The sequence below is a fragment of the Megasphaera sp. AF13-6AC genome (assembly GCF_027685385.1).
GTDB lineage: Bacteria > Bacillota > Negativicutes > Veillonellales > Megasphaeraceae > Megasphaera > Megasphaera micronuciformis.
Map to the genome: position 1 here is coordinate 1 of NZ_JAQCUN010000113.1, position 4154 is coordinate 4154.

A 4154-nucleotide genomic window follows, 5' to 3' on the forward strand; every position below is an offset into this window, starting at 1 on the left:
GAAGGACCCTGGGATTTTGTATTTCTTGACGGTCCGAAAGGTCAGTACGGCCGACAGACAAGGTTGTTGCTTCCGCGGTTGACTACAGGAGCCGTTATTGTAGCTGATAATGTACGCTACCATGATATGATATATACGAACGGATACTTACCTCATAAGCACCGTACGGCTATACGAAAACTACGAGAATTTACACGGCTTATCGAAGATGAAAGCCTTTTTTTTACGGCTGTTTTTGAAAACGGTGACGGATTGACCGTATCACGGAAGAAGGGGTAACTATGAAAAAAATGGAATTATTGGCACCGGCGGGAAATCCGGAGAAATTAAAGTTGGCTTTTCTATACGGGGCCGATGCGGCATACTTAGGAGGAACTTCCTTCAGTTTACGAGCTTTTAGTGATAATTTTACGCCTGAGCAAATAAAAGAAGCTGTAGAATATGCACACTCTTTGGGAAAGAAAATTTATGTGACGGTCAACATATTTCCGTCAGATGAGGATTTTCAATATTTGCCGGATTATTTACGCTATTTGGAGTCTATTGATGTCGATGCCGTCTTAATTGCCGACCCGGGAATTTTCAGATTGTGTCGGGAAGTAGCTCCGAATCTTTCGATTCATGTGTCGACACAGGCCAATACGACGAACTGGTCTGCTGTCCGCTTTTGGAAAGAGTGCGGTGCGGAGCGTGTTGTCCTGGCACGGGAAGTGCCGCTTAGGGATGTTAAAGATATTTATGAAAAAACGCATATGGAACTGGAAGGTTTTGTTCACGGGGCTATGTGCATCTCCTATTCGGGACGTTGTCTTTTGAGTAATTATTTTACACGGGACAGAGATTCCAATCATGGTGAGTGCGTACAGTGTTGTCGTTTTAAATACAGTCTTGTGGAGGAAAAACGGCCGGGCGAATATTTCCCCGTAATGGAAGACGAACGGGGAACCTATATTATGAACTCAAAGGACATGTGTCTTATCGGGCACTTGCCGGCTTTGTATGAAGCGGGACTTTCAAGCTTAAAGGTTGAAGGGCGAATGAAGAGTCTGCATTATGTAGCTACCGTTATTAAGACGTATAGAGAAGCTATGGATGCGTATGAAGCCGATCCGGAACATTTCTCGGTCCGTGCTGAATGGTTGGAAGAGTTGGAAAAAATATCTCATCGTCCGTATACGACGGGATTTTATTTCGGCCGTCCTGATGAAAATGACCAAGTATATGCTAAATCAAGTAATGTACAGACCCATGATTTTATCGGGCTCGTAAAGTCATATGATGAAGAGTCCGGTCGAGCATGTATTGAACAGAGGAACTTTTTTAAAGTCGGTCAGGATGTCGAGTTTTTAATGCCCCACGGGCCGGTTGTGCATATGACTGTCACGGAGTTGACGGATGGCGACGGAAAACCCGTAGAGGCAGCCAGACATGCACAGGAAACCGTGTATTTAAAAACCGCGGTGCCTTTGGAACCGTATGCTATGATGCGAAGGAAAAGTAAGTAATCGTGTTATATAAAGAGTATGTGTATTTTCAAGTAGAGCCGTCCGAAATGCGCGGTAAAGACGTACCTAAGACAGCCTTCGGTTCCTTCCCGGGAGCGGATCAGCTCGGGTTATTGTTGATCACACGAGCCAATAATGATTTCAATAATTATCACCCGAAGGTGACGGTTATTTACCCCCTGGGCGGGGGAGAAAAGACGGTTCCCAGTTATGATGGACAGGCCATCGGTAAGACTATAGCCGAACATATTGAAGCTATAGGCGGAACCGTAACCGATTCGGAAAAGCCCGACTTGTTATTAGCTGTCAATACACCGTTGACGACATCGACGACAGAATCGAACAGCTTCGAAAATTTCCCGATTATGTTGGATTCGACGAAAGAATTCTTGGGACACATAGAATCTGCCGTTAAAGCGGACATTCCCGTAAGTATCGTTGACATGGCTTTTTCCAACGGTGCGGATAATACCTTGGTATACGGCTTGTACCAAGATAAAATGATGTATAAAGTAGCGGCTTATAACGGTTGGAATACGGCGAGCAATTCCGTCGGCTACGGGTTGTCTCAAGGTATTTTGTCACGATATATGAGTGAGTCGGCTCATAAAGATATGCTGACGACAAACTATCTCGATAATTGGGCTTATCAAGCCAATGTGAGAAACTACCTGTATCGCATACAAAAATCGATGGAAGCCGGTAGATTGCGCCGTTATTATCCTACTGAAATGGGCGAACTTCAAGGTCTTGCCAAGTTGGAACTTCAGAGGTATGCCCAGACCTATCTTGAAGTAGATCCCAAGACTGTAGAGGTAACCTTGCCGTGGAATCGACTTTTTGAAGTGTATGTAGATATACATAAACAGCAGAATGTACAGCTTGAATCGGATATTCGGAATACGAAAGATCAGGAAATACTTGAAGACTTATCGGCTCAAGTAAAAGCAGCTGAAAAAGCTTATGAAAATGCTAAAACAGAAGGTAAGGGCAAGCTTGACGCAATTACGGATGCACGCCTGAAGCAAGCTGTTGATGAAGCTAAAGGTAAGTATGATACGGAAGTAAAAACGCAAGAAGCCAATCGGAATAACCAGTCCCTTGCGGCACGGAATCGAACTTGGGCACCGTCGAACTGAATAATTTAATAGAGATATACCTGTAAAGCCTGTAGAATAGTGGATTTCTTTTATTCTACAGGTTTTTCATGTATAATAGGGCACATGGAAAAAGACAAAAAGACGGCTTCACAGCCCCTTGCGGTAGAAGCAAAAGAAAAAAGTAAATCAAATAAGGGCAAAGTCTATATAGTCATTTCGGCAGTTCTGGCAGTAGCCGTTTTTTTGGCGGGCTTTTACTTTATTCCCACCGTGTGGCAGCCTGAAAAACATGCCTATATTGAAGTAAAAGCGGATATGACGGGTACTGAAATTGCCGACGAGTTGTCTGAACGGGAGCTTATATATAATGCCGCCGTTTTTCGTGTAGCCATGGTTCTTACGGGTCAATCATCGAAACTGAAACTTGGTGAATACGAAATCGATTCACATATGAGCATGAACCAAATCATGACAAAATTGACAAGCGGTGCTTCCGATTCGTATCGGATAGTTATCCCCGAAGGATATACGGTTCGCAAAATTGCAAAAGTAGTTGCGGCACAGACCAATATTTCCGAAGAGGAATTTTTAGCGGCCGCCTCCGATGCATCCTTACTGTATCCTTATATGAAGGGGAATCGTCAGGTTACGTATGTTACGGAAGGGTTTTTGTTTCCCGACACGTACTATGCTCATCACGATGTAACGGCTAAGGAGCTGGTACAGATGATGCTGAAAAATTTCGATACACGTTTGACTTCGTCTATGCGTAAGAAAATCGATGAAGGAAATTTGTCTATTTATCAATTTGTCACCTTGGCATCGCTGGTGGAAAAGGAAGCGAAGTATGATGAGGATAGACCGTTAATCGCCTCGGTTTTTCAAAATCGCCTGAAACGTCATATGAAGCTTCAATCGGATGCCAGCGTTTCCTATGCTTCGGGAGACCACAAGTATGAGTATACTCTTGATGAGATTATGTATGATTCACCGTATAACACGTATGTTTACGAGGGCTTGCCTCCCGGACCTATCGGTAACCCAGGGATAAAGAGTATGGAGGCTGTTTTGAATGCTCCTGCGACGAGCTATTTATATTTTGTAGCCGATAAAGAAGGACATAATTATTTTGCTATGACCTATGAAGATCATATGAGAAATGTCCGGAAATACATGCAATGATAAATTTACTTCATGAAATAAAAGAATACGGCGTTCAGCAGGGGTTACCGATTTTGAGAGATTCGGAAATACCCTTGCTGCAGCGCATATTGCGTATGGCTAAGCCTAAAAATGTGCTGGAAATAGGTACTTGTATAGGCTATTCGACATTGCTGGCGGCGCAATGCCTTGACGATGATGCTGTGATTACGACTGTTGAGTTATCAAAAGAACGGAGCTTAACAGCACAAGAGTATGTAAATCGCTCGCCTTATAAGGACCGTATTCATTGCATTTGCGGTGACGGCACGAAATTTATTGAACATGCTGAAGGACCCTGGGATTTTGTATTTCTTGACGGTCCGAAAGGTCAGTACGGCCGACAGAC

At 43.7% G+C, this 4154-nt stretch carries 5 protein-coding genes; all 5 read left to right on the forward strand.

Annotation, left to right across the window (positions count from 1 at the left end):
- A partial coding sequence (locus PGX78_RS06535; RefSeq protein ID WP_442864805.1) for an O-methyltransferase occupies positions 1-279 on the forward strand: 279 nt, incomplete at its 5' end.
- Between the two features lie 2 nt (positions 280-281).
- Complete coding sequence (locus PGX78_RS06540) at positions 282-1505, forward strand: peptidase U32 family protein (RefSeq protein WP_270445979.1); 1224 nt, start codon at positions 282-284, stop codon at positions 1503-1505.
- Positions 1506-1525: 20 nt separating this feature from the next.
- Positions 1526-2644, forward strand: coding sequence for a DUF4127 family protein (locus PGX78_RS06545; RefSeq protein ID WP_270445982.1), 1119 nt, complete (start codon positions 1526-1528; stop codon positions 2642-2644).
- Between the two features lie 84 nt (positions 2645-2728).
- Positions 2729-3787: an endolytic transglycosylase MltG gene (mltG, locus tag PGX78_RS06550; protein WP_270445985.1), complete on the forward strand. Its 1059-nt coding sequence runs from the start codon at positions 2729-2731 to the stop codon at positions 3785-3787.
- Positions 3784-4154, forward strand: a 371-nt coding sequence (locus PGX78_RS06555; protein ID WP_270445988.1) for an O-methyltransferase, incomplete at its 3' end; no start/stop codon positions are given. The genes mltG and PGX78_RS06555, both read left to right, overlap by 4 nt.

Excerpts from the sequence above, each read along its gene's own strand:
- mltG (WP_270445985.1), top strand. The coding sequence starts at position 2,729 with ATGGAAAAAGACAAAAAGACGGCTTCACAGCCCCTTGCGGTAGAAGCA.
- PGX78_RS06540 (WP_270445979.1), top strand. The coding sequence starts at position 282 with ATGAAAAAAATGGAATTATTGGCACCGGCGGGAAATCCGGAGAAATTA.